Source organism: Longimicrobium terrae (genome assembly GCF_014202995.1).
GTDB lineage: Bacteria > Gemmatimonadota > Gemmatimonadetes > Longimicrobiales > Longimicrobiaceae > Longimicrobium > Longimicrobium terrae.
The window spans coordinates 40,717-65,475 of the sequence record NZ_JACHIA010000015.1 but is presented as its reverse complement, the minus strand read 5'-3'; the positions used below and the strand labels follow the sequence as shown (position 1 = coordinate 65,475).

Sequence of the window (24,759 nt, the reverse complement as noted above, 5' to 3'; positions counted from 1 at the left end):
CGTCATGCCTTGACCACAACCCGGGCGTCCCTTCCCCCCTACACTCTATCACGCACTTTTCACGTCGAAACTGAACCTTTACAAATGCACGGGATGATTATCCCATCCTGTTCAGCGTCAAGGATGTCCATCATCCCTGGATGCAGCCGGAAGATCCCTACGCGACTTCGCGTGAACACATGATGACCACGAGAAAGACGGCTCCCGGCGCATCGCCGGAAGCCGTCTTTCGCACGCGAACCGCACCGCGGCATCACGTCAGTCGTCGTAGCGGAAGATCTTGTACCGTCCCCCTACTTCCACCACGCTGCTGAAGAGTTCCAACTGTCCCGCCGCCCCGGTGGAGTCCCGCACCGCAACGCGGCACCCCTGCATCACGGTGACGCCGTCAAAGCGCCGGGGCGCACCGGTGCAGTGCGTGGAATCGGCCCGCAGCGCCATCCCCTTCATGCGGTCCAGGTACCGGCGGTAGGCGCGCCGGCCGCGCACCTGGTTGTCGCCCCACGACCACCCGAAGGTGACGCCTGAGGTGGTGTCGATGCCCAGCCGCGGCCACACCACGTCGCGGTACTCCTCCAGCGACAGCGTGTAGCCCCGCAGCCGCGCCGTGTCGCCCGCCACGAACCCGTCAACCACGCCCCGGCCCAGGTCGCTGACCGTGGGCGCGCTTCCGGGCAGCGCGGGAAGCGGGGCCGGCTCGTCCCGGCCGCCGCACGCGGCCGAGGCCAGGATCACCAACGCCGCCGCCAGCGTCCGGCCGGCGCTCACGGGTCCCACGAGAGCGACAGGTTCACGGTGCGCCCCGCGTCCCACCCGCGCGACACCACGCGCTGCCCGTCATCGAACTCCTGGACGAAGCGCACCCGGTTGCCCAGCAGGCGCGACCCCGTGAGCTTGAACGAAAGCCCGCGCCCCAGCCCCTGCTCCAGCACCAGGTCCAGTTCGCTCCGCGGCAGTTCGTACACGGACGGATACTCGGCCTCGGCGCTGGCCAGTTCCAGCCGCTTGCCGCTGCGGTTGAAGAGCGCCGTCACGCGGGTTCCCGCCCGCGGGTGGGCGTAGCCGAGCCCCACGTTCAGCAGGTACGGCGTCTGGCCGAAGATGCTGCGCGTTTCCGGGGTGAGGCGCCGGATGAAGGTGCCGTCCAGGGGAAAGCGGATGGCCACCGAGTCCACCTCGGTGTGCAGCAGCGCGTAGTTGGCCGAGAGCGTCACCGCCCGCAGCGGCGCCGCCACGAACCCCAGCGCGCTGCGGAACTCCGCCTCGAAGCCCCAGGTGTCGGCCTCGCGGGTGTTGATCCACGTCTGGCTCAGCGACTTGAAGCCGAGCGCCACCACCAGCGGCTCGATCGGGCCGTGAAAGCGCTTGAAGAAGACACCCGTCGAAAGCACCGCGTCCCCCGCGGGGAACGCTTCCCAGCGCAGGTCGGCGTTGTCGATCAGCGTGCGGCGCAGCCCGGGGTTGCCCTGCACCGCGATGCCGCCGAAGTAGTCCTGGTAGAAGAACGTGGCGATCTCCCGGAACTGCGGGCGTGCCAGCGTGCGCGAGAAGCCGCCGCGCAGGTTCATTCGCGGGGTCAGGCGCCAGGTGAGGTTGAGCGCGGGAAGCACGTCGGTGCTCTCGTTGAAGCCCCGGGTGCCCTCCAGGTCCGCCGCGGGGTCCCCGAACTGGTTCACCGCGTTCACCTCCTGCCGCGCGGCCTCCACCCGGGCGCCCAGCACCACCCGCAGCCGGGGCAGCGGCTCCATGTCCAGCATGCCGTACACCGCGCGGACGCTGGATTCGCCCACCGAGCTGTCGTCGCTGCGCGTGAACTCGCGCGTGCTCACCACCGTGCCGATGTTGCCGTCGCTGAAGAGTGAATCCAGCGGCGTGCCCCGTGCCGCGTCGTCCACCCGGAAGAGCAGTGTGCGCTGCAGAGCGTCCCGCTCCCGCAGATCCAGCGCACCGCCGAGCTTGATGCGCGCGTCCGCCCCGCGCAGGCGGAACGGAACGGTGAGGTCCACCCCGCCGGACCACGCCGTCTCGTCCATGTCCCCGTGCAGCACGCGGCCGCCGGGAGGCTCGTTGAGCCAGTCGTACTCCGATTCCAGCGTTCCCCCGATGCCGTCGTAGCCGCCGGCCTCGGTGCCGCCCCCGGCGCCGCGCAGAAGCGAGGCGCGGCTTCCCGGCTCGTACCGTTCCGACCGGGAGCGGGTGGCGCGCCATTCCAGAACGGGGCGCCCCAGGCGGTGCTCCCCGTCCAGCTGCAGGTTCCACAGGGTGCTCTGCACGCGGGCCAGCTGCGGCGTGGCGAAGTGGCCGTCGGAAGTGAGCGAAGCGTACCCCTCCAGGATCTCCACCCGGTCCTCCTGCAGCCGGTTCATGATCCCCGAAAGCGACACCCGGTGCGCGCTGCCGAACGGAACGCTGACCTTGGCGAGCCCGCCCAGCGACACGTCGCGCCCGCCGTACCCGGACGCCGAGTAGTCGGTGATGTACTGCAGCACGCCCGGGGTGATGTTGCCCTGCACCGTCCGCGACACGTACCCGTCACGCGCGGCGTACGAATCGGACCAGTCCAGCGACGAGATCACGCCCACGGGGGTCCCCAGGATCCGCAGCTCGTCGCCGTAGGTGAGCTCCACGCCGCGGTTGAGCGGGATCTCGCGCCGGGTGGGCGTCCACGGCAGCACGCCGGAATACGCGCGGGCGATGCGCGCCCGCTCCTCCGCCGTCTGGCCGCCCGTCCCGAAGGCCACGGTGTCGCCCGGAAGCGACTCGGGAAGGTCGGTGCAGGTGGCGAAGGCGGTCCAGTCCGCGTCGCACCCGTCAAACAGCCATCCCTGGCGCAGCGAGCCCGCGCTGTTGTACCCCATCGCCGTGGTCAGCCGCAGGATGCGCTGCGGGGGCACGTCGCGGGTGCGCAGCTGCACCAGACCGCCGGCGTAGTCGCCGGGCAGGTCGGGCGTGTACCCCTTGCTGGTGACCACCGACTCCAGGAGGTTGGAGGGAATCATGTCCAGCGGAACGGACTTGCGGTCCGGGGTGAGCGACGGGAGCGACGCGCCGTTCAGCGTCACGTTTCCGTAGCGGTCGCCCAGGCCGCGGATGTACACGTACTTGCCCTCCCGCACCTCCGCCGCGGGGACGCGCCGCAGCACCGCGCCCGCGTCGGCGTCGGGAGACGCCTCGATCTGCCGGCGCCCCACCACGTCCGTCACCGTGGCGGCCTGCCGGCGCTCGCGCAGCAGGGCCCCCGTGGAGCCCCGCTCCTGCTCCGCGGTCACCGTCACTCCCTCCAGCATCAGGCTGCGCGCATCCAGCGCCACCTCCAGCTCCGTGGACCGGCCCGCGTTCACCTGCACGCCGGTCACCGACTTCGCGGCGTATCCCAGCCGCTCCACCCGCACGTCGCGGCGCCCTGCGGGAACCCGCGGCAGGGTGAAGCGCCCGTCCGGCCCCGTCTGCACCGACAGCGCGGTTCCGGCCACACTCACCGCCGCACCCGGCACCGGCTCGCCCGAAGCGGCACTCACCACGCGGCCGTCGATGCGGCCGGCTTCCTGCCTCGCCGCCCTCTCCGCCGGGGCGGGCACCAGGGCGATCTGTCCCCCCGCCTCACGCCAGGTGAATCCCGTGCCCGCCAGCGCGCGGCGGAGCGCGTCGTCCGCGGGAACGCCGCGCAGCACGAGCGTCAGGGGGCGCTGGGCGGGGAGAGCGCCGCTGTTGTACGACAGCCGGAACCCCGCCTGCTCGGCGATGGCCCGCAGAACGTCGATCAGCGGCGCGTCCCGGAAACTGGCCGTTACGGGGCGCCGGAGTGCCGGCGCCGCTCGCTGCTCGGCGCTCGCGGGCGGCGCCATCAGGATCGCCACCGCGAGAACGGGGGCGATCCAGGTCGCGACTCGAAACTTCATCGTCTTGTCGGGTTGAGGAGGGGAAGAATCTCCCGGGAATTACGCTCCGGGGCGGATGACCACCCCGGAGTCTTCGGCGCGAACGTCGAGGGAAAGCGACACGCCGACAATCTCAAGCGCCTCGGCGAGCGAGGCGCCGCTCAGGTCCGCCGTCAGCCGCATGGTGTCCGCGCCGGGGACGGCGAGGCGCACCCGCGTTCCGTACCACCGCTCCAGCGCGGACGCCACCTCCGTCAGGGGCGCGTCCTCAAAGCCCAGGCGGCCTTCGGTCCAGCCCAGGGCGCGCGCGGCGTTCACCCGCTCGGGCGCGCCCACCGCGCCGCCCGCCATGCGGGCCGACCACCCCGCCGTAAGCTCCACCCCGCCCGCCGCGGCGGGCTCGTTCCCCCGCCCGAAGGCGACGCGGCCCTCTTCCACCACCACGCGCACCCCGGCGGACGAGGTGGAGACTCCGAACCGCGTGCCCAGCACCCGCGTCACCGAACCCGCGGCATGGACGCGAAAGGGACGGCGTTCGTCGCGGGCCACGTGGAAGTACCCTTCTCCCTCCAGCATTACCCGCCGCTCGCCGCCACCGAACTCCGCGGGATAGCGCAGCCGGCTTCCCGGGCCCAGCTGCACCTCCGTGCCGTCGGCGAGCACGATGCGCGCGCGCGTTCCGGCGGGCGTGGCCACTTCCCGGACGAGGGGCGCCGGGGCATGGGAGGAGACGAGGTCGAGTTCCCGGACCGCTCCGGCACCCGCCAGCAGGAGCACGGCAGCCGCGGCCGCGCGCAGCCACGGCGACGCGCTCCGGCGCGCCGGTCGCCGGAGCGGAATCACGCGTACGGGCGCGGGTTCCGGCTCCGCGGCCGCGATGCGGGCGCGGACACGCGTGAACGCCGCTTCCGTGTCCCAGCGGGGTTCGCCGCGGGCGGCCGACCACGTTTCGCGCATCTCGTCCAGGAGCTCGCGGTTCGCGGCGCTGGCCGCGGCCCAGGCTTCCACCGCCGCCGCCTCGGCCCCGCCGGACTCACCGGCCAGGTACCGCGCCAGAGACGCCCACCAGCCCTCGTCGCCGTCCGGTCCGTCGTCGAACTCCATGCGCATCGTCGGCCCGCGGCGCCGGTGAATGGGGTACATGCGTGGGGACTCCGGTCTCACAACAACCGAAGGGCGCGGCTACCCCTACAACGCTTCCTTCTGCGGTGTGCGGGCGGATTACAGGGCAGCGCGTGGCACCGGGTTCCTGCGCGGCTCCGCGTGCGCGTTCCCGCCTTCGGAGCGGGCGCATCCCGCGGGCGGGCACGGGCCGGCGGCTCCGGTCGTGCCTTCCCGCGTCGCCAATCCCCTCTGGATGGGGAACGCAGAACGGGGGACCGCCGCCATGGCCGGTCCCCCGTTCTCATCCACCACTCCAGTCCAGCCGGGGCGGCGCCCACCGTCACCGGCGGGACATCGTCAGCGGTTCTGCCGCACGCCGCCCGCCCGCGTCAGCGCCGCGCCGCCGCCCACGACGGGTACCCAGAACGACGTCCCCGCCAGGTCCACCATCAACCGCGTTCCCGCCTGCGGCGCCAGCGTGAACTCCGGGTCGCTCGACATGATCATGATCCCCAGCTGCTTTCCGGCGGGGATGACCTGGTCGTCCGGCTCCAGATCAAAGGTCAGGTCGTAGTACCGGCCCGGAACCAGCGCCTCGCCACGGCTCATGGAGGCGTAGATGCCGCCGCGCGTGAGCGACGCATGGTTCTGGATGTCGGCCCAGCCGCGCGTCACCACACCGGCGCGGCTCGCGGAGCCCGTCTGCGCCGAGTCGTACGGCAGCGTCACCAGCCACACGGTGAGGTTGGCCGCGGGCCGGTCTGCCGCCACGCGCACCGTGACGCGCGCCGTTCCGGAGATGCGCAGCGAATCGGTGAGCGGCGCGGTGGCAAAAAGCAGCCGGTTGGCCGAGCGGGGCGCGCTGGCGCTGATGCTGCCGCTGACCGAAGCGTCGTCGACGAGCGTGTCCCGCCCGCTCGCCGCGCGAAGGGCGAGCCGGGCGACTCCGTTGCCGCCGCGGGTGGGATACAACCGGACCATCTCCGAACCCGCCGCCGGGAACGAGGCGGACGGAACCGGCGCCGGCATCATCGGGCGCGTACGCGCCGCGCGAGCGCTCGCCATGGCGGAATCGGCGGACGTGCTGGACACGATCCACACCGGCGCATCGCGCTCCACGCCGTTGTTGACGCCGTACAGGTAGTGCGAGAACCAGCGGTTCACCATCTCCACGGGCGGATCGCCGCCGTGGCCGCCCTGGTGCAGGTACATGGACACGGGCAGTCCGCGCGCCTTGAGGGCCTCGTAGATGTTCACGCTGTGCGAGGGCATCACGTTGTAGTCGTTGAGCCCGTGCGCCAGCAGAACCGCCGCCCGGATGTTCCCCAGGTACGGCATCAGCTCGTGCGACGCCCAGAAGTTGTTGTAGTCGCCGGTGGCGCGGTCCTGCCCGGCGACCAGCACGCCCTCCTTCCAGATGCGGTCACACACGGCGCGCGTGGCCGGATCGCCGCTGGCGACGAAGTCGTAGAGCACGTCCACGTCCTCGCCCAGGTACCCGCCCGGCGACCGCACCAGCCCATTGGCGCGGTAGTAGTTGTAGTACGAGGTGTTGGCGGAGACGGGGATGACGACTTCCAGTCCCTCCACGCCCGTGGTCGCGGTGGCCAGGGGCAGCGTGCCCTCGTACGACGTGCCGATCATCCCCACCTTGCCGGTGGACCACGACGTCGCGGACACCGCCTCAGACCCGGTCGCCGTTGTGTAGCCCCGGGCGCGCCCGTTCAGCCAGTCCACCACGAACCGCATGGCGGTGCGCTCCGGCGTGTCGCCGATGGTGGCGCACCCCTGGGAGCGGCCGGTGCCCGGCGCTTCCGAGTGCACCACGGCGAAGCCGCGCGGCACCCACGTACGCACGAGCTGGTTGGAGATGCGGGTGCGCGTGGAATCGTATACGGCGCGGCGCGACGGGCCGCGCTCGGGCGACGCGGCGCCGAGTTCCTGGTGGACGTTCCAGAAGGACGCGTCAGGCGCCACGCCGGCGTAGTACGGGCTGGACCCGTACACCACGGGCACTTTGAGGCCGGTCGCCGTCTGCGCGGGACGCGTGACGTCCACGTGCAGGCGGTCGCGGCGGCCGTCTCCGTCGGAGTCGAAGTCCGTTTCCACCCACAGGTTCTGCCGGATCCACTGCGCGGAATCGGCGAACGCCGGAACGACCTGCGCCATGCCGTTCACAAAGACGGGTCCGGCGCCGGACGCCGCCTGGGAGCTGCCCGCCGGCACCTGCGCGCCGAGCGACGCGGCGCAGGCCAGCGTGAGCGCGGCCGCGATGCCGGCGCGGCGCGAACGTGATTGAGTCATGTGCGTTTTCAGCGGTGGTCGCTCAGCCGAGCGAGGGCGGCTTTCGTCGATGGATCGCCGCCGCGGACAACGGGGGCGGTGAGAAGAGTACCGCTTCCGCGGCGATGCGAAAAGGGAGCCGGTGAAACCCGGGCCCGCCGGCGCGCGTACCTGTTGCCGGAGATGGATGCGTTCGCATCCGGAGAAGCGCTCCCGGGTCATTAAGAGCCGCGGCGCGGGACCAGCCGGGCCGCGGAGCCGTGCGAACCGCCCCGCGGCGCCCCTTCCGCGACGACTCTTGCTTTAAAACGGATGTGCAGGTAATCTCCGTCCGGTTCTGCGCGTGCCTTCCCGCACGCGCCGCGTCCTGCAACCGGGGACCGCGCCCACCATGGAGCAGATGGCGAACAACCATCCGCCTCATACCGGAGTCAGACCTGGTGGCGCCGCGACAGGCGCCGCCACTCCAGATGGATCCGATACTTCCTACCGTTCCTCCGCGCTACCCAAATGAAAATCCGCCTCCTGATTGCCAGCCTGCTGCTCGCGGTCGCCGCGACCCCCACGGCTATCCGCGCACAGCTTACGATCCCCGAAGTGCCGGTGATCTTTACGGAATCCGATCCCAGCATCCGGATCGCCCAGGCCGAATTCGCGGCCCCGGCCGACGAGGTCTGGGCCGTCATGCCCGCCGTGCTGGCGGACCTGGGGATCGACGCGCAGGTGGATACGACGGTGAGCGGCCTGATCGGCAATCTCCGCATCACCACGCCCACCGTCGCCGGTGAACGGGTACGCCAGTTCGTATCCTGCGGCACCAACGCGGGCCCGGGAGCGGCCAACATGTTCCGCATCCGCCTGAACCTGATGATCTTCGTGAAGCCGGAGGGGACGGGGACGCGCACGTACACCCGCGTTGTGGGCACGGGATCGACGGTGGGAGGAAGCGGAGGCGACGGGGTTCTGTGCATCACCACGGGACGGCTGGAGCAGCGGATCACCGAGCGGATCAACGACTTCCTGGCCGCCTTTGCAGCCGCGGCGGGCCCGTCCACCACCGCGAGCGCTGCCGTCCAGTAGACGACCGGCGCTCCGGGGCGCGGCACGGGCGACCACAGCGACATTTCCACGCCTCAATGAGACTCGCGCGCGCTGTTGAGCCGAAGGATCTGCCCCGACAGCCGCGAGCAGGCAATCATCCGATGAGCGCGTCCTGTTACTCCCCGGAGAGCAGGCTCATCACCCAGAAAGACGGGGGCACGGAGAGACTGATCTCTCCGTGCCCCCGTCTTCTTTCCCATCGAGTGCCGGCGCTTACTCCACCGTCACCCACTTGGCCAGGTTGCGCGGCTGGTCCACGTTGGCGCCGCGCAGCACGGCGATGTGGTACGCCAGCAGCTGCAGCGGAATGCTCGCCAGAATCGGCGTGAGCGCGTCATGCGTATACTCGATCCCGGCATTGCAGGTGTGTCGCACAGGCATCGGGAGATGCGCTCATCCGGAGCGGAGGTTCGAACTGATCGCTCTTGTTCGCAATCGGCTTGAGCGGAGGAATCACTCTGGACATTCCTGCCATTGTGGGGACGCTAGTATCCGTACTTCTCACGGCGCTGCTCGAATGCCTCCCGCGAGCCTTCCATTACTTGTTGGACAGCAATGCTCACCTCGTGCGTATCCAAAGCACCGCATGCCAAAGTGGGGGCGCCCCCCTCAGTGGCCCCGAATCGTTTGATCCTTCCTTCGGCCTGCCTGCGCTCACCTAGCCGGGCTATCGCTGCTTCGACCACCCTTTCGTCCTTCCTCAGTACATGACGAAGATAGTGTCGAAGCTGTGCCTCCCAATCAGGCCAACCCATCTGCTCTCCGACATGCAAGTATTCTTCGGGCGCGTCCAAGTGGAGACCGCTAATGTTGAACGCAGATTCCAGTTCCTCTTGAGGCACGAATCCCGAAGCTTCCAGTGCGATGATCCCCTCTGCGTCCGCATTCACCGGGATGTTCGCGTTGTGTGTGACGACCACGATCTGGCGGCGCTCTTTGGCCTGTCGAAACAGCGGCACGAGTTCTTGGTAAACGCCCTCACTGTCGAGCCCTTCTTCCGGCGTGTCAATTATGAGCGGATCGTCTCCGTCCGCCAGAACGAGGTTGAGGATGGCGGTACCCTGCTGGCCGGCCGACACCCGGTCGATCGGCCCTGCCAGCGTACCGTCCCGACGGTACACCAGAAGCGTGATCGCATCAGGAATTCGCTCCAGTTCCAGCCCACGGAGCACCTCGTCGTTGAATAGCTCACGAAGCGCAATACGTCGCCGCTCGGCCATCTGCTCAATCAATGGGCTATTCGGGTTGCGAACCTCGGTTACGAACCGGACCAGGAGGGGAGATTCATCCGCCGGGTCAGGAGAGAGTCCTCCAAGGAGTGTCCGGATGTCTTCCTCATTCAGGCGCCGCTTGTCGTGGATATACGCCCCGAGTAGATCGACTAGCGCAGCATCATCGCCCTGATGACTCAACCGGATTTCCACCATCGGCTTTCGATCCGGCCGTGCGCGAAGGAGGCTCATCAAGCGATCCGCTTTATGGCTGCGCACTCGCGTTTCGCTGACCCAGGTTTGCCGCAGTTCGCCAAGGAGTGCAACCCGTTGCTTCTCAAGCTCTGCAACCTGACCCTCGTTCTGCACCAACTCTTCAAGTGACTTTTCAATCGTGGCTACACGATGGGCGAGTTCCGGGACATCCGCAAATCCTTCATGACCTTCGCCGAATCCGGCGTCCTGCAGTACACGCAGATCAGCCTCGACTACAGGTTTCCAAGTCGAGTTCAGGTACTCTTCGACCTCTCCCCCTTTGCCGAGCGCGGCGCGTAGACGCGCAGACGCTTCTTGGATCTCCCGCGTGTAGGTCGCGTGAAGTCGGACTACAATCTCAGCAGTTCGCTGTAGCACATCGTGATGCTGCCCAGCGGGGATTCCGACCCGAAGCGTGTCAAGACGGCGCTGCCCCTCCACGACCTGCTCGAGCACTCGGGAAGGAGCGCTCCCGGCTTGACGGTGGAGTTCTTCGATAAATCTGTTGGCCGTTTGAATAGCTTCCCACTGTGGCCACAGTCCAGCGATACGCGTATTTTGCTCCAGTTCACCCTGTGCAAGCCGGAGGTTAGTCTCCAATCCGGGCCTAGCATCCAAGGTCGCACGAAGAGCTCGTGAGTGAGCGTCGATTTGCTGGATTTCGCCGATTTGCTGCGCGGCTTCAGCCGACAACCGCGCCAGTTCTTCACGCACCAAATCATCCAACAGGCTCCGCAATGCGGTTGCTTGGCCGGTGGATATTGTGTGGTCGATCTCCCGCTGCGAGAGGAAACGGCAAGGAAAGAGTGTTCTTACATCGAGGCCGACCGCCGGCTCCTCGGCTCCAGGCGGATATATCTCCCGGTGTCCAGGACGGCCGTGGTGGTAGATCACGCGGAAATCGCCACCACGCGTGGCGAGCACAACTTCGACGGTAGCTTCCGGCGGAAGTGTCTCATCAATCCGTTTACGCAGTTCTGCTAAGAACGAGGCAGGCGCATCCTCCTCACGCATACGGTCCAGCGCGATGCGGAGATAATCAATGAATGTGGATTTCCCAACCCCCCGTGCTCCGATGAGACAGTTGAGGTTGGGAGACCAGTACAAAGTCTCGGGTCGGCGCAAAAACGAGGCACCTCGCACCTCGACGCTGGCGATCCGAGGACAGCAGTAGGCATCCTGTGGAGATTCCTTCTGGAGGCGGATTCGCGAATCCCGGTCGAGGAACGCCTGTCGCAGTGACTCGCGCGACGGATCGCTCATTTTGATCCAAGTATACCTGAACCCGATGTAGTTGCTCTCATCACCGTCCACCGGGTTCAGCCGGTAGCAATCCGAAGACATGATGTACGCAATAGGACGAGGCCGCTTCCATTCCTGGTGACAGTCTTCGCCCCCTCGGATAAGCCGCTGCCATCCAAGCGTCATTTGATCCAAGGGCTTCGGAACCTCGATACAGACGAGATTGGGGTTACGAAACTCCTCTGCTTGTAACCAGTCCGCAATACGCTCGTTCTGGAAGAGTCCCTTCACATCCAGTGGGTGAGCTGCAATGACGAGTCCCGGCCAGTCAACCGTGTCCTGAACCTTGCGTAGAATCTCTTTTAGGTTACACGTCGAAGGTAAGGGCTGATTCCCAACAAAACGCCGCTCGGAAGGCAGCCCCAGTGTGGTAACCCTGTCCTGAAGCACCGTCAGCGGCGTGTGCTCTGGGAAGAGGCAAAGAACGTGGCACCCTCGTCCAACGTCTGCTTGGATCTCAAAGCCGGGGAAGATCGTGAGCGGCGCCCGCCCGACCTCACCCGCTACACGAGCATTCTCTGCCCGCAGCCAACGGATGAAGGACTGGTCGGGAGACGGCGCGAAGTTATGATCGGTGATCCCGATCACCTCGAGGCCGACCTCGTGGCAACGCCTGAGATACTGGCCAGCCACTTCACGACACCGATCCTCAGGAGAGTCCCAACTCAGGTGTGTCGCCGGATCTCGCCAATGTGGCTCCATCGGCGTCTGCATCTGCAGATCGCACTTGTAATAGCGAGAATAGAAAGTTGGTTCAGGCATGATAAAGGATGCTGGAGGAAAGAGGTGCCGAATTCTCTCGAAACTTATCGCTTCCTTATGCCTCGCTCAACCTTTGAGCGTGATCTTACGCAGCTTTAGCCCGATTCTGCGCAACACCGACTGATAGGGGAACGCGTGTCGGTTGTAGTCCTGAAGCGCAGCCCGACCCATCATTCTCGTATTCGGTCTGTAACAGAGCCCGCGCCCGCGGCTACGACAAGGAACGGTTGGTTACGGGTCGGCGTCTAGCGCCGCACTCCGCGACTAAGCATCCTCTATTCGCTTCTCAAAGCCGGAATCGCCCTTCACGACGCATGACGTTTTTCTAGGTGTTAGGCTCTACGGCGAGTCCGTTCCGGCAGGATTGAACACCATCGCAGATCAGTGCCTCATCCTCGGCGCAGACGGTCACTCCCGGAAGTTGGTGGGGCAGCCTCGCTGTTACCACATATCGCCTTCTGCGATCGCCAGCACGGGCCGGGTCCGAACGCCCCACTCATGAAAGCGGCCCGGATCGAGCTAATCGAACCGGGCCGCTTTCATGAGTGGGACCGCAGCGGGGACAGCTACTCCACCGTCACCGACTTGGCGAGGTTGCGCGGCTGGTCCACATTGGCGCCGCGCAGCACGGCGATGTGGTACGCCAGCAGCTGCAGCGGAATGCTCGCCAGAATCGGTGTGAGCGCGTCGTGCGTGCGCGGGATGCGGATCACGTGCTCCACCACCCCGGCCAGCTCCTCGTCGTCCTCGCTCACCACGGCGATGATGCAGCCGCCGCGCGCCTTTACCTCGTCGATGTTGCTGCGGACCTTGTCGTACACGCCGTCGCGCGGGGCGATCACGACCACCGGCATGTTCTCGTCGATCAGGGCGATGGGCCCGTGCTTCATCTCGGCCGCGGGGTAGCCCTCGGCGTGGATGTAGCTGATCTCCTTGAGCTTGAGCGCGCCTTCCAGCGCCGCCGGGAAGTTGTATCCGCGGCCCAGGTACAGGAAGTTCTTGCTGTCCTTGTACTGCTCGGCCAGCGCCCGGATCTCGTTGTCCATCTTCAGGATCTCGGCCACCTGCTCCGGAAGCTGCCGCAGCGCCCGCACGATCTCACGGCCGCGCGACTGGCTCAGCGTGCCCCGCAGCCGGCCCAGGTGAATCGTCATCATGGTCAGAACCACGACCTGCGACGTGAACGCCTTGGTGCTGGCCACGCCGATTTCCGGCCCCGCGTGCAGGTAGATGCCGGCGTCCGTTTCGCGCGGAATGGTTCCGCCCACCGCGTTCACCACGCCCAGCGTGGTGGCGCCCTGCTGCTTGGCCTCGCGCATGGCCCACAGCGTGTCGGCCGTCTCGCCGGACTGCGAAATGGCGATGGCCAGCGTTTCCGGCTCCACCACCGCGCGGCGGTAGCGGAACTCCGACGCGTACTCCACCTCGGTGGGAATGCGGGCGATGTCCTCCAGCAGGTACTCGCCGATCAGCCCGCTGTGCCATGACGTTCCGCAGCCCAGGATCACGACGCGCTTGGCCTGGCGCAGCTCGTCGTCCATCCCCGTCAGCCCGCCCAGCTTCACCGAGCCCTCGTCCTCCAGCAGCCGTCCGCGCATGGTTTCGCGCAGGGTGCTGGGCTGCTCCATGATCTCCTTGAGCATGAAGTGGTCGTACCCGCCGCGCTCCACCTCGCCCAGGTCCCAGTCCACGCGGTTCACCGGGCGGCTCACGGGGCCGCTCTTGGGGCGGTGCACCGTGTAGCCCTTCTTGGTGATGGTGGCCATGTCGCCGTCATCCAGGTAGATGACGTCGCGCGTGTGCGCGATCACCGCCGCCGCATCCGACGCCACGAACGTTTCGCCGTTCTCGCCCACGCCGATGAGCAGCGGGCTGCCCAGGCGGGCCACGACGATCTTGCCCGGGTCGCGCGTGCTGACCACGGCGATGCCGTAGGTGCCTTCCACCTGGCTGAGCGCGGTTTCCACGGCGCGCTCCAGCGACTCGCCGGCGCGCCCGTCCGCGGTGGTGTACACCTCTTCAATCAGGTGCACCAGCACCTCGGTGTCGGTGTCCGAGCTGAAGACGTGCCCGCGGTCCTGCAGCACCTTGCGCAGAGTGCCGGCGTTTTCGATGATGCCGTTGTGCACCAGGGCGAAGTCGCCGTTTTCACTGACGTGCGGGTGCGCGTTGCGGGTCGTGGGCGGGCCGTGCGTGGCCCAGCGCGTGTGGCCGATGCCGTACGTTCCCTCGGCGGGATCCGACTGCAGCAGCTTCTCGAGCTCCACGATCTTTCCGGCTTCCTTGCGGACCTCCAGGTGGCCGTTGTTCGCCACCACGACGCCTGCGGAGTCGTAGCCGCGGTACTCCAGGCGCTTCAGCCCCTGAATGAGCATCGGCGTGACCGGCTGTTCTCCAATGTAACCAACGATTCCGCACATGCCTGTGGACCCCGCGTAAATGGATGTGAACTGAGAAGTGCGTGAGTGCTGTGTGCGTGAGTGCGTCAGTGCGACAGATCGCGGAGGTGCCCGCGGCGTTCCTCGCGCGGAGCGGTCCCCATGGCGGAATGCGCCGGGCGGGAGGTGCGGATCGCGATCGCCGAAGCTTCGCACTCACGCACCCCGCACCCCGCACTCACGCACTTCCCTACTTCGGCAGCGCCGCCCGCAGCGTTTCCACCAGCGCCGATGCATCCGCGCGCGTAGGCGCCTCGCAGATGATGCGCACGATGGGCTCCGTGCCGGACGGACGCAGGTGCGCCCACTTCTTTTCCGCCGCCCAGGAAAGCCGCAGCCCGTCCTGCCGGTCGGCGTCCGCGTCGGGAAACTGCTTCGTGAGCGCGTCGTACACGGCGTCCAGCGGCTGCGAGGGGCGCGGCACCTTTTCCTTGACGATCTCGTACCGCCCCAGCTCCGCCGCCAGTTCGTGCAGCGGCTGGCCGGTCTCCGCCAGCAGCTGCAGGATCAGCGCGGCGGCCACCGGCGCGTCGCGCGTCAGGTGCACGTCGGGCAGGATGACCCCGCCGTTGCCCTCGCCGCCGATGGTCGCGCCTCCCGTTTGCATCCGGCGGGCCACGTTGATCTCGCCCACCGCGGCGCGCACCAGCGGCACGCCGGCCCGTTCGGCCACGTCGTCCATCAGACGGCTGGTGGACAGGTTGGTCACCAGGGGGCCCGGGCGGTGCCGGACCACCAGCGTCGACGCCAGCGCCAGCGTATAGTCCTCGCCAATGGCGCGGCCCTCGCCGCTCACCAGCGACAGCCGGTCCACGTCCGGGTCCGTCGCCAGGCCGATGTCGGCGCCGCTGGTGCGGACCAGCTCCTCAAGCTCCTTCAGGTTTTCGGCGACGGGCTCCGGCTCGCGCGGAAACAGGCCGTCCGTTTCCATGTTGATGGCCGTCACCGTGCACCCCAGCGCCTCCAGCAGCTGCGGAAACATGGTTCCGCCGGCGCCGCGCACGCAGTCCAGCGCCACATGAAAGCGCCGGGCGCGGATGGCGTCCACGTTCAGAAACGGGATGGCCAGGATGCGGTCCAGGTGGCGCTGCACGGCCCCCTCGTCCGTACGCCACTGCCCCAGGTCGCTCCACAGCGCCCGGGGAATTTCCCCCTCCAGAAAGGCGCGCATCTCCGCGCCCTCTTCCCCGTCCAGAAACATGCCCGTGGGCCCGATGAACTTGAGGGCGTTCCACTCGATGGGGTTGTGGCTGGCCGTTACCGCCAGGCCGCCCGCCGCGTGCAGATCCTCCACCGCGAGCTGAACGGTCGGCGTGGGCGCGATTCCGACATCGACGACGTCGCATCCCACGGACTGCAGCGCCGCCGTGGCCGCCCGCGCGAACATGGGCCCGCTGACGCGCGAGTCACGCCCCAGCACCACCGTCTTGCCCGGGCCACGGCGCAGCGCGTACGCGCCGAACGCGGCGGCGAAGCGGGCGATCACCTCGGGCGTCAGCCCCTCGCCCACGCGTCCCCGCACGCCGGAAACGCTCACCATCAGGTTGGAGGTATCGATCACGTGCAGTTCGCGGCTTCTGGAGAAAAAAGGACCTGCTCGCCCGGTGCCGGACCCTCCGGCCGGGGCGGAATGTGCGGCGCGGCGCCGGAAAGCGTCAAGCCGCCGCGCTTTCCCGCTCCGACGCCGGACTTCCGTCGGGCGTCACATCGTTTTCCACCGTCTCCGCCGCCGGCCTGCGCCCCGTGGTGATGACCGCCACGGCGGCCACGATCACCCCCGCGGCCAGCAGCACGCGCGGCGTCAGCGGCTCGTTCGCCAGCCACCATCCCAGCAGCACCGCCACCACGGGGTTCACGTACGCGTAGGTGGACACACGCGCGGTGGTGGTGTTGCCCAGCAGCCAGATGTACGCGCTGAAGCCCACCAGCGACCCGAACACCACCAGGTACGCCAGCCCCACCACGCTTTCCGCCGACACCGCCGCGGGGTTCCACGCGCCCAGCTCGCCGCGGGCCAGCCCGATCAGCAGCATCAGCGTGCCGCCGCACGTCATCTCCATCGCCGTGGCCAGGAAGCCGTTCTCCGGCAGCGCGGCCGAGCGTGCGTAGATGGAGCCCGCCGCCCAGCAGAGCGAGCCGCACAGCACCATCAGCGCGCCCGCCGGGTTCACCCCGCCGCCCCCGCCCAGGTCGCCGGGCCCTACCAGCAGCACGATCCCCGCGAAGCCCACCACCAGCCCCAGGGCGGTCCGCGCCGTGGGCCGCACCCCGCCGGGGCGCAGCCACTCCAGCAGCACCATCCACAGCGGCACCATGGCCACCATCAGCGCCACCACGCCGGAGGGGACGGAGGTTTCCGCCATCACCACCCCGCCGTTGCCCGCCGTCACCAGCAGCGCGCCGATGACCGCCGTCGTGCGCCACTGCCGCGCGGTGGGCGCGGCCTGCCCGCGCATCCGCATGAACAGGTACAGCACGGCCCCGGCAAGCAGGAATCGGACCCCCGCCATCAGGAGCGGAGGCAAGGTCTTGATGGCAAACTGGATGGCCAGGTAGGTGCTTCCCCAGATCACGTACACGGCGGCGAACGCCGCCACCAGCTGCCCGGTGGGCGCGCTCCGCTTTTCAGCCACGGCTTCCTCCCGTCTCCGGCTCGTACAGCATGGTCGTCTCCTTGACCGTGTCCAGCACGATGGTGGAGCGGGTGGAGCGGATCGTTTCGATGCTCCCGAAGCGGTCGCGCAGCAGCTCGCCCAGTTCGCGGGTGCCGCGGACGCGCACCTTGGCCAGAAAGCAGTCTTCTCCCGCCACGTGATGGACTTCCTGCACCTCGGGGATGAGCGCCATCTGCTCCGCCGTGGTCAGCGCGCCGGCGCGCTCGTCCGCCCGCACGAAGACGTAGGCCATCAACCCCAGCCCGTACGCGTCGGGGTTGATGCGCACCGCGTAGCCCTGAATCACGCCGCGCTCCTCCAGCTTGCGGATGCGCTCCAGGATGGCGGACGGCGCCATTCCCACCTGCCGCGCGATTTCGGCGTTGGGGGTGCGCGCGTTCTCCTGCAGGATGTCCAGAATCTGCCGGTCGATGTCGTCTATCATTCTTGCGTTCTCCTTTCACGCAGACGATAATTCCCCGATCGCGGATCGTCAACCATCATCCGTTTGCAGATCACGGACCAGCGCCGAACGAACGTCGCCGCATGCGGAGGCGGGACGGCCGCGGTTGCTGGCGGCGGGCGGCGCGGGTAGGTTGCGGACCACACGGGCCGGCGGACGGCATCACGCACACACGCGCGGAATGAGCGGATGAAAGACGAAAAGAACTACCACGGAATGGGGCTGGGGACGATCGCCATCCACGCCGGCCAGCGCCCGGACCCCACCACGGGCGCCATCATGATGCCCGTGTACCAGACCAGCACCTACGTGCAGCCGGAGCTGGGGCGGCACCTGGGATACGAGTACGCGCGCACGCACAATCCCACGCGCGAGGCGTTCGAGGGGAACGTGGCGGCGCTGGAGAGCGGCACGCACGGCATCGCCTTCGCCTCCGGGCTCGCGGCCACCGACACCATGCTCAAGCTGATGAGCGCGGGCGACCACGTGATCTGCGGCGAGGGCGTGTACGGCGGCACCTACCGCCTGTTCAGCAAGGTGCTGGCGCGGATGGGGATCGAGTTCACCTTCGTGGACAGCGCCGACACGGAGGCTCTTCGCGCCGCCATCACGCCGCGCACGAAGCTGATCCACCTGGAAACGCCCACCAATCCCATGATGCAGCTCACCGACATCGCCGCGGCGGCGGAGGTGGCGCGCGCGGCCGGGGCGCTGCTGAGCGTGGACAACACCTTTGCGTCGCCGTACAACCAGCGGCCGCTGGAGCTGGGCGCGGACATCGTCATCCACTCGGTCACCAAGTACGTCAACGGCCACAGCGATATGGTGGGCGGGATGATCGTGGTAAAGGACGACGGCCTGCACGAGCAGCTGCGCTTTCTGCAGAACGCGGCGGGCGGCATTCCCGGCCCGTGGGACTGCTGGCTGGGGCTGCGCGGCACCAAGACGCTGCACCTGCGCATGAAGGCGCACAACGAGAACGGGCAGCGCATCGCCGAGTGGCTGGACGCGCACCCCAAGGTGGAGGCCGTCTACTACCCCGGCCTGCCGCACCACCCGCAGCACGAGTTGGCCAAGCGGCAGATGCGCGGCTTTACGGGGATGGTGAGCATCGAGATGGGGACGCTGGAAAAGGCGGCGGCGTTCGTGAACAAGGTGCGCATCTTTGCCCTCGCCGAGTCGCTGGGCGGCGTGGAAAGCCTGATCGGCCACCCCGCGCTCATGACGCACGCCTCCGTTCCGCGCGACCTGCGCTACGCCATGGGGCTCACGGACGGCCTGGTGCGCCTGAGCTGCGGTGTGGAAGACGTGGAAGACCTGATCGCGGACCTGGAGCAGGCGCTCGAGCACGCCTGACGCTTCGTCTCGCCGGCTGACTCCGCTGAACTGCCGTTCCACACGGAGGTCACGGAGGATGCACGGAGGACACGGAGGAACAGAAGGGCCTCACGCAGAGACGCAGAGACGCAGAGAAAGACAAAAAGGGGGAAGATAGCATCAGATGCGTCCTCCTCTTTTCTCTGCTGCTCTGCTCCTCTGCGTGAGATTTTTTTGGGGTTGATCCCCGTCTTTCCTCCGTGTCCTCTCCCGTCTTCCTCCGTGCCCTCCTGTGAAACGGCAGTTTGCAGAATTTCAGCATCAACAAGGCTCGCGGAGAGTTCCCTACCAGTATCCGCCGTTACGGTAGCAGTGGATGAAAAGTGTTGTATCCGTCATCCCCGACGGGTAGATTGCGATCATTGCCCCCGCCCTGCCCCGCCCCCTCCCGGAGGTGTCACGTGACTCCCGTGACCGTCCTCATCGTCGACGACGACGCCGACCATCACGCCGTGTGCGGAGTGTTTCTGGAACACGCCGGCTATCGCGTGCTCCACGCCTCCGACGGCGCCGAGGGCATTCGCATGGCCCGCGCGGAACGCCCCGATGTGGTGCTGATGGACGTGCGCATGCCGAAGATGGACGGCGTCACCGCGCGCCGCCTGCTCGCCGGCGACCCCGCCACCGCCCGCATTCCCGTGGCCGCCGTCACCGCCGACGTGATGGTGTGGCCGCGCGAGCGCGCACTGGCCGAGGGGTTCGATGCGCACATGGACAAGCCGTGCAGCCTGCTGGGCATGGGCCGCCTCATCCGCCGCCTGCTGGAACGCGGAGGACAGAGCGACATCGCCCCGCCGCTGGAGATGGCGGTGCTGGTGGCCTGACGCGGCCGTGGCGGTAAAGGAAAGCGGGCCCGGAGACGAATCTCCGGGCCCGCTCTGCGTCAGGGTGCCTCGCGCCGCCCGCCGGGTGGACGGCGGGTGGGCGGCAGCGCGCCGCCGGGCGCGCCCCGGATGTCGGCCCCGCCCAGGCGCAGCCCCAGCACGGGAAGCCCGTCCGGGAGCATGTTCTCGATTGTGGAGGTGCGGATGGGCTCCGCCTTGAGGTCCACGTCCATGAAACGGATGGTGTCGCCCACCAGCATCCCGAAGCTTCCCTGCAGCCGCGTTCCCGGCGCGCGCACGTCGGTGTCGCGCGCCAGGAACATGGTTCCGCCCGGACGCGATTCGATCCGCAGCGACAGCGCGCCGGTGGCCGTGCCGGGAAAGCGCGGATACAGCCACTGCATGTCCTCGAAGTCGATGGAGTCGCCGCTGACCGCGATGTCGTACATCGGCGCCTGGTCCGCGGGAAACCATTCCGGAAAGCTGTCCGTCCGCACCACGCCGGACGCGGCCACGGTGGACCGGCGCAGCCGCAGCAGCGGCGCATCGAACTCGATGTGCGCCTTCATCAGCGCCACCACCGCCTGGCCGTGCACCAAGTGCGCGGGGCGGCGGTAGATCTGCGCGTCCGTCCGCAGCGAATCCACGTGAATGCGCGATCCGCTGCGCGTTCCCGGGGCAAAGCGGATGCGCGACAGGCGGCCGTTCATCGCCGTGAAGTTCATGGTGCGGATGAAGCCGCCCGCCACGCTGTCCACCAGAATCTGCGACGTGTCCGACCGTGCGTCCGCGATCTCCGCGCGCTGGCCGCGCGCCGAAAGCGTGCTGTCAGGCCGCCAGGGAAGCTGCACCCGCACCAGCCCGTTCACCACGCGGACGGTGTCCAGCAGCGTCGCCCGCTCCACCCCCGGCTTCCTGGGGCCGGTGGAGGTGTCGGCAAAGATCGCCTGGTAGTTCCAGACCGTGTCGCCGGGCAGCTTGAAGACGTAGATCCGGGGATTGTACAGCGTCGCCCGCGTGATGCGGACCCGCGGGGAAAGCAGCGTGCGGATGTCGTAGTCCAGAAACCCGCTGTCCGCCTCCACAAAGGCGCGCCCCTTCAGATCCTGCAGCCGCACGCCGTACACCTTGGCGCCCTCGAACAGGTTGCCGTCGATGCGGCCGATGATCAGCCTGCCGCCGTCGATGCTGCCGCCCAGCGCCTTGAGCGTGAAGTCCAGCACGAACTTGTGACCGCGCTCCGTGCGCGCCACCATGTTCAGCGCGAGCACGGCCAGCCCGATGCCCAGCACCAGGCCCCCGAGCCCCCACGAAACCAGGCGTACCGCACGCGAGCGCGCCACCGGCTACGACTCCCGCGCGGCCGGGGCGGACGCCTCTTCCACCCGCTCGCGCTGCAGAAACAGGCGCGCCAGGTACCACACGGCCACGCCCACACCCACGGCGCCCGCCGCGGCGATCCCCGCGGCCTTCATTTCGCCGCCCCTGGACAGCGACCCGCGATCATACTCCATCGTTCGTCTCCCGGCTTTCGTCCATCCAGATGGCCCCATCCTCGCCCGCACCTTCCAGCGGCGGCCTGCCGCGGCGAAAGAAGATGTGCCGGCTGGTGGGGACGAAGTCGCCCGCGTCCTCGAAGTACATGTAGTGCGTCACCCGGATCCCCGTGGGCGTGAGCCGCAGCACGTTCAGCGAGTTCTTTTCCCGCTCGCGCGCCCGCCCACGGCGCGAGGTGCTGGTTCCGCTCTGCGCGATCACGATGCCGTGCTCGCGGTCCGCGCCTGCGTACACGTCCAGCGAGTTGCCGATGTACGCGCGGTGCAGGTGCCCGCCCAGGATCAGGTCCACCCGCATGTCGGTGAACGCGTCCAGCGCCCGCCGCGCGTTGGGCATGGGGTCCGCGCTCTCGAAGTCCGGCGGCGGCGCAAAGTGGTGGTGCGCCACGATGATCCGCAGCGTCTTCTCGTCCGTCACCGCGGCGAACGCCTCGCGGGCGTAGTCGATCTGCCACTGGTGAATGCGGCCGTTGACCGTGGCCTTGAGCGGCGCCGTGCTGTTGAGCGCCACGATCCGCGCGCCGGGGATGTCCGTAATCGTATCCAGCGCCTCGTTGATGTGCCGCCGGTAGTGCTTGTACGGATCCAGCACCCGCTCGGCGATGCGCATCAGCGGCACGTCGTGGTTTCCCGGCGTGACCACGATGGGCACCTTGGGAAACTCGTTCAGAAACGCCCGCGCGGCCGCGAACTGTTCCTCTTTGGCGCGCTGGGTGAAGTCGCCCGACGCGACGATGCAGTCCGGCCCCAGCCGGTGCGCAAACGCCTGCAGCGCGCGGCCCACCCCTTCGTGAAAGGGCGGTCCGAAGTGCAGGTCCGATACGTGGAGAAGTGAGATCAAGCCCGCCGCCGGTGTCCGTGGAAATCCGCGGCCGGACGGCCGCGCTCACCCTTCCGTTCCGCCACCCTCGTGCCAGCGGCTCCGGTCACCGCGTCAGCCCGGGAAAAGGCAGGTCCGCGCGGGCGTTCAGGTCCAGCCCGCCCGTCTCTCCGCGACGCCAGCGAAAGAGCGCCGCCCGCGCGATCATCGCCGCGTTGTCGGTAGAAAGCCGGGGCGACGGCGCGTACAGTTCGCCGCGCGATCCCAGCTTTCGAGCGAGCGCCTCGCGCAGCGCGCGGCTGTTGGCCACGCCCCCGCCCAGCACCACGCGTGGGCAGTTCATCTCCCGCACCGCCCGCATGGTCTTGGCCGTCAGCACGTCCACCGCCGCGGCTTGAAAGGAGGCGGCCACGTGCGGCGTTTCCTCCGCCAGCGTTCCCTTGGACTCCAGGTCGCGCGCCAGCAGCCGCAGCGCGTTCTTGAGCCCGCTGAACGACATGTCGTAGTACTCGCGGTCGCCCGGGCGCTCGCCGCGGTTCAGCAGCGGCCGGGGGAGGGGATGACGGGCGGGATCTCCCTCCGTTGCGGCGCGCTGGATGGACGGCCCGCCGGGGTAGCCCAGCCCCAGGATCTTGGCCGCCTTGTCGAACGCCTCGCCCGCCGCGTCGTCCCGCGTGGCGCCCAGCAGCCGGTACTCGCCCCACGCCGGCACCCACAGCAGCATCGTGTGCCCGCCGCTCACGAGCAGGCCCACGAAGGGCGGCTCCGCGCCCGGGTGCTCCAGGTGCGTGGCGAACAGGTGCCCCTCCATGTGGTGCACGCCGACGACCGGCTTTCCCGCCGCGAACGCCGCCGCCTTCCCCCACGACACGCCGACGAGCAGCGCCCCGATCAGCCCCGGCCCCGCCGTCACCCCAACGACGTCGATGTCCGCCAGCGTCACGCCCGCCTCGCGCAGCGCGCCTTCGACGACGTCGTCCACCGTCCGCAGGTGGGCGCGCGACGCCAGTTCGGGAACCACGCCGCCGTACAGCGTGTGGATGTCCTGCGTAAAGATGACGTGCCCCAGCAGGTCGCGCTCCCCGCGCAGCACCGCGGCGGAGGTTTCATCGCACGACGTCTCGATCCCCAGGATCAGCGGCTCGCTCACGGCCGCGCTCCCGCCGCGCTGTCCATCGTCGCGGGCGATGCGGGCGATGCGGAAGGAGCCGCCGCCGGCTCAAACACCCGCACGCGCGCCGGATTGGCGGTCACCGCCGCGCCGGCCGGGGCGCCCTCGATCAACAGACGCGCCTCTACCCCGCCCGGCGGAATCACCGCGGGGAGCGAGTCCCGCACGACCACGGCGCGCAGCCGGGCCGGATCCACCCCCGCCAGTGCCCGCTCCGCGCCGCTCAGCCGCACCTCCACCTGGGCGGGCGCGGCGACCAGGCCGTCCGGCACGTACACCGTCACCGGGCTCACCGCGCGGGTGGCGCGCCGGTCCACCGTCCCGCTCACCCGGACCCGCGCGCGCGACAGGCTCAGCCCGTCCAGCGCCGCCGTGTCCAGCGCGATCTCGCGGGTGAAGGTGGAATCGTCCGGCACGATCTCGAACGCGATCGTGGAAAGCACGTTCAGCGCCGCCACCTGGTCTGCGCGCCCGGTCACCCGCACCTCGGCGGGGATGATGGTGAGCGAATCGCCGATCACGTACCGCTGCAGCGATCGCCCGCTGATGCGCGCGTGGATGGGAACCACGCGGCTGGCCAGCCGCTGCAAGCCCAGCGCGATCACCGAGGGCCGCACGTCGCGCGCGTTGACGGACAATCCTTGGGGAATGCGCACCATCGCCGGATCCAGCGCAAAGGTGCGCCCCTCGCCCACCTGGCGGATGGGAAGCACCAGCACCGGACGGTCCAGCGCCAGCTCCCACAGCTCCCGCCCGGGCCCGGTGAACTGCACCCGCACCTCCTGCGGCTCCGGCGAGCCGGTCAGGACGAACTGCGGGTCGCGCACGACGGGGTCCACGCGGACGGGAATCCACTGCGTGGTCACCTGCTCGGCACTGACCACGGCCCACACCAGAACGGACAGGGCGAGGGCGGCCAGCTTGAGAGGCCAGTTGCGGGTGAGGGAGCGCAGGGTCACCCTACGCACCCGGCCGCTCCGCGAGCAGGCGGCGCAGCAGGTCGGTGTTGGCGCCGCCGTCCCACTCCGTCGCGCCGATCACCTTTTTCTGGATCACCCCGTCGCGGTCCAGAATGAACGACTCCGGAACCCCGGTCGTGCGGTAGGTGCGCTGGATCTCGCCCGACGGATCGTGCCAGATGGTGAACGACAGCCCCAGGTCGCGCGCGAACGCGGTGAGCTCCTTCGATCCCGCCGGCGGCGCGTCGACGCTGACGGCGATGATGCGCAGCCCCTGCGGGCCGAGCTGCTTGTGCAGGCGCTCCATGGACGGCATTTCGTCGCGGCAGGGCCCGCACCACGTGGCCCACACATTCAGCAGCACCACCTGCCCGCGCAGATCGTTCAGCGAGACCGGCCGGCCGCTCATGTCCGTCGCCGAAAATCCGGGCGCGGCCTTGCCCACGTCCGGCGGAAGAATGCGGTCGCGGTTGGTCCATGCCAGTGCCACGAGGATCGCGAGCACCCCCGCGACCGCTCCCGGAAACACCCATCCCCGCCGCTTCGCCATCAGTCCAGATCTGAAGTTGGTGTCCCCTCGCGCCCTCAGGCGCCATCCCCC

General features: G+C 68.6%; 19 protein-coding genes. 3 read left to right on the top strand and 16 right to left on the bottom strand.

The genetic code is table 11. From position 1 onward, the window contains the following. Positions 1–258 precede the first annotated feature (258 nt). The 4 genes from HNQ61_RS20020 to HNQ61_RS20005 all read right to left on the bottom strand — a co-directional run bounded on the left by HNQ61_RS20020 (position 259) and on the right by HNQ61_RS20005 (position 7,286). A complete protein-coding gene (locus tag HNQ61_RS20020) occupies positions 259–768 on the bottom strand; it encodes a hypothetical protein (RefSeq protein ID WP_184430767.1) in 510 nt (169 codons plus the stop codon). Then, complete coding sequence (locus HNQ61_RS20015) at positions 765–3,899, bottom strand: TonB-dependent receptor (RefSeq protein WP_170038322.1); 3,135 nt, start codon at positions 3,897–3,899, stop codon at positions 765–767. The genes HNQ61_RS20020 and HNQ61_RS20015 overlap by 4 nt, the downstream gene beginning before the upstream one ends. Before the next feature lie 39 nt (positions 3,900–3,938). Beyond that, positions 3,939–5,021 (bottom strand): FecR family protein, encoded by a 1,083-nt coding sequence (locus HNQ61_RS20010; RefSeq protein ID WP_170038324.1) that lies wholly within the window; start codon positions 5,019–5,021, stop codon positions 3,939–3,941. A 318-nt stretch (positions 5,022–5,339) separates the two neighbouring features. Continuing rightward, complete coding sequence (locus HNQ61_RS20005) at positions 5,340–7,286, bottom strand: Xaa-Pro dipeptidyl-peptidase (protein ID WP_170038326.1); 1,947 nt, start codon at positions 7,284–7,286, stop codon at positions 5,340–5,342. A 489-nt stretch (positions 7,287–7,775) separates the two neighbouring features. Here HNQ61_RS20005 and HNQ61_RS20000 point away from each other — a divergent pair, with 489 nt between their 5' ends. Beyond that, a complete protein-coding gene (locus HNQ61_RS20000) occupies positions 7,776–8,345 on the top strand; it encodes a hypothetical protein (protein ID WP_170038328.1) in 570 nt (189 codons plus the stop codon). Between the two features lie 234 nt (positions 8,346–8,579). On the opposite strand, the gene HNQ61_RS19995 is transcribed toward HNQ61_RS20000, so the two are convergent. From HNQ61_RS19995 to HNQ61_RS19970, 6 genes are all read right to left on the bottom strand, one after another. After that, positions 8,580–8,747, bottom strand: a complete 168-nt coding sequence (locus tag HNQ61_RS19995; protein WP_170036015.1) for a hypothetical protein — start codon at positions 8,745–8,747, stop codon at positions 8,580–8,582. A gap of 104 nt (positions 8,748–8,851) precedes the next feature. Further along, a complete protein-coding gene (locus tag HNQ61_RS19990; protein ID WP_170038330.1) occupies positions 8,852–11,896 on the bottom strand; it encodes a hypothetical protein in 3,045 nt (1,014 codons plus the stop codon). A gap of 566 nt (positions 11,897–12,462) precedes the next feature. Beyond that, a complete protein-coding gene (glmS, locus tag HNQ61_RS19985) occupies positions 12,463–14,316 on the bottom strand; it encodes a glutamine--fructose-6-phosphate transaminase (isomerizing) (RefSeq protein ID WP_170038332.1) in 1,854 nt (617 codons plus the stop codon). A 208-nt stretch (positions 14,317–14,524) separates the two neighbouring features. Next, positions 14,525–15,895, bottom strand: coding sequence for a phosphoglucosamine mutase (glmM, locus tag HNQ61_RS19980; RefSeq protein ID WP_205762004.1), 1,371 nt, complete (start codon positions 15,893–15,895; stop codon positions 14,525–14,527). A 94-nt stretch (positions 15,896–15,989) separates the two neighbouring features. Further along, positions 15,990–16,967, bottom strand: a complete 978-nt coding sequence (gene yedA, locus HNQ61_RS19975) for a drug/metabolite exporter YedA (protein WP_170038334.1) — start codon at positions 16,965–16,967, stop codon at positions 15,990–15,992. Further along, a complete protein-coding gene (locus HNQ61_RS19970) occupies positions 16,960–17,433 on the bottom strand; it encodes an Lrp/AsnC family transcriptional regulator (RefSeq protein ID WP_170038336.1) in 474 nt (157 codons plus the stop codon). The genes yedA and HNQ61_RS19970 overlap by 8 nt, the downstream gene beginning before the upstream one ends. A gap of 207 nt (positions 17,434–17,640) precedes the next feature. On the opposite strand from HNQ61_RS19970, the gene HNQ61_RS19965 reads away from it, so the two are divergent. Both HNQ61_RS19965 and HNQ61_RS19960 read left to right on the top strand, forming a co-directional pair. Continuing rightward, positions 17,641–18,807 (top strand): cystathionine gamma-synthase, encoded by a 1,167-nt coding sequence (locus HNQ61_RS19965; RefSeq protein ID WP_170038338.1) that lies wholly within the window; start codon positions 17,641–17,643, stop codon positions 18,805–18,807. A 422-nt stretch (positions 18,808–19,229) separates the two neighbouring features. Next, a complete protein-coding gene (locus tag HNQ61_RS19960) occupies positions 19,230–19,652 on the top strand; it encodes a response regulator (RefSeq protein WP_183685762.1) in 423 nt (140 codons plus the stop codon). 59 nt (positions 19,653–19,711) lie between these two features. Here the strand turns inward: HNQ61_RS19960 and HNQ61_RS19955 are convergent, their stop codons facing one another. The 6 genes from HNQ61_RS19955 to HNQ61_RS19930 form a co-directional block, all read right to left on the bottom strand. Next, complete coding sequence (locus HNQ61_RS19955; protein WP_170038340.1) at positions 19,712–20,995, bottom strand: AsmA family protein; 1,284 nt, start codon at positions 20,993–20,995, stop codon at positions 19,712–19,714. A 3-nt stretch (positions 20,996–20,998) separates the two neighbouring features. Then, positions 20,999–21,166 (bottom strand): hypothetical protein, encoded by a 168-nt coding sequence (locus tag HNQ61_RS19950; protein WP_170038342.1) that lies wholly within the window; start codon positions 21,164–21,166, stop codon positions 20,999–21,001. Continuing rightward, the gene (locus HNQ61_RS19945; protein ID WP_170038344.1) at positions 21,156–22,049 is read right to left on the bottom strand and encodes a metallophosphoesterase family protein; all 894 of its coding nucleotides are present in this window, start codon (positions 22,047–22,049) and stop codon (positions 21,156–21,158) included. Before HNQ61_RS19945 ends, HNQ61_RS19950 begins: the two co-directional genes overlap by 11 nt. An 85-nt stretch (positions 22,050–22,134) precedes the next feature. Next, complete coding sequence (gene tsaD / locus HNQ61_RS19940) at positions 22,135–23,178, bottom strand: tRNA (adenosine(37)-N6)-threonylcarbamoyltransferase complex transferase subunit TsaD (protein WP_170038347.1); 1,044 nt, start codon at positions 23,176–23,178, stop codon at positions 22,135–22,137. Continuing rightward, positions 23,175–24,167, bottom strand: a complete 993-nt coding sequence (locus HNQ61_RS19935; protein ID WP_170038349.1) for a CdaR family protein — start codon at positions 24,165–24,167, stop codon at positions 23,175–23,177. The genes tsaD and HNQ61_RS19935 overlap by 4 nt, the downstream gene beginning before the upstream one ends. Then, positions 24,160–24,708: a peroxiredoxin family protein gene (locus tag HNQ61_RS19930; RefSeq protein ID WP_170038351.1), complete on the bottom strand. Its 549-nt coding sequence runs from the start codon at positions 24,706–24,708 to the stop codon at positions 24,160–24,162. Before HNQ61_RS19930 ends, HNQ61_RS19935 begins: the two co-directional genes overlap by 8 nt. Positions 24,709–24,759 lie beyond the last annotated feature (51 nt).

Coding starts and splice junctions, on each gene's coding strand:
- HNQ61_RS20015 (WP_170038322.1), bottom strand. CDS start 3,899: ATGAAGTTTCGAGTCGCGACCTGGATCGCCCCCGTTCTCGCGGTGGCG.
- HNQ61_RS20010 (WP_170038324.1), bottom strand. CDS start 5,021: ATGTACCCCATTCACCGGCGCCGCGGGCCGACGATGCGCATGGAGTTC.
- HNQ61_RS20005 (WP_170038326.1), bottom strand. CDS start 7,286: ATGACTCAATCACGTTCGCGCCGCGCCGGCATCGCGGCCGCGCTCACG.
- HNQ61_RS20000 (WP_170038328.1), top strand. CDS start 7,776: ATGAAAATCCGCCTCCTGATTGCCAGCCTGCTGCTCGCGGTCGCCGCG.
- HNQ61_RS19995 (WP_170036015.1), bottom strand. CDS start 8,747: ATGCCTGTGCGACACACCTGCAATGCCGGGATCGAGTATACGCATGAC.
- HNQ61_RS19990 (WP_170038330.1), bottom strand. CDS start 11,896: ATGCCTGAACCAACTTTCTATTCTCGCTATTACAAGTGCGATCTGCAG.
- glmS (WP_170038332.1), bottom strand. CDS start 14,316: ATGTGCGGAATCGTTGGTTACATTGGAGAACAGCCGGTCACGCCGATG.
- HNQ61_RS19970 (WP_170038336.1), bottom strand. CDS start 17,433: ATGATAGACGACATCGACCGGCAGATTCTGGACATCCTGCAGGAGAAC.
- HNQ61_RS19965 (WP_170038338.1), top strand. CDS start 17,641: ATGAAAGACGAAAAGAACTACCACGGAATGGGGCTGGGGACGATCGCC.
- HNQ61_RS19950 (WP_170038342.1), bottom strand. CDS start 21,166: ATGGAGTATGATCGCGGGTCGCTGTCCAGGGGCGGCGAAATGAAGGCC.
- HNQ61_RS19930 (WP_170038351.1), bottom strand. CDS start 24,708: ATGGCGAAGCGGCGGGGATGGGTGTTTCCGGGAGCGGTCGCGGGGGTG.